Origin of the sequence: Corynebacterium sp. MSK071 (assembly GCF_030232125.1) — a bacterium.
In the GTDB taxonomy this organism is placed as follows: Bacteria; Actinomycetota; Actinomycetes; order Mycobacteriales; family Mycobacteriaceae; genus Corynebacterium; species Corynebacterium kefirresidentii.
On sequence record NZ_JASPJA010000058.1, the window covers coordinates 1 to 345 of the forward strand.

The 345-nt window shown below is 53.9% G+C and carries 1 protein-coding gene; it reads right to left on the minus strand.

The window, feature by feature from the left end; all coding sequences use genetic code 11:
• Positions 1 to 88: 88 nt before the first annotated feature.
• On the minus strand, positions 89 to 345 hold a 257-nt coding region (locus QP990_RS12405; RefSeq protein WP_284799430.1), incomplete at its 5' end, for an MbeD/MobD family mobilization/exclusion protein.

A 345-nucleotide genomic window follows, 5' to 3' on the forward strand; every position in this document is an offset into this window, starting at 1 on the left:
GGCAGGTGTGGTTGTCGCGGTTTCGGATTTGTTGGCGTAGGTGGTGTGGTGTTCCTGGGTGGTGTGGGTTTTTGTTGCTCATGGTGGTTTAGAGGTCGGGTTTGATTGCTGTTGGTGCTGGGTGGTGGGGGATTTCTTCTGGGTGTGCCTGTCGCCATTCGGTGATGTGGCTGAGTGCGGAGTTGTACTTGTGGCTGAGTGTGTTGACGCGGCCGCGGAGTGTGTCCACTTGGTCCTGGAGATTGTTGACTCGGTCGGTGAGTTGATGGGTTTCTTGTTGGATGGTGTCGACGAATGCTTTCCATTCGGGGTAGCGGGTTTGTTCTTGGGTTTGTTTTTCTTTTG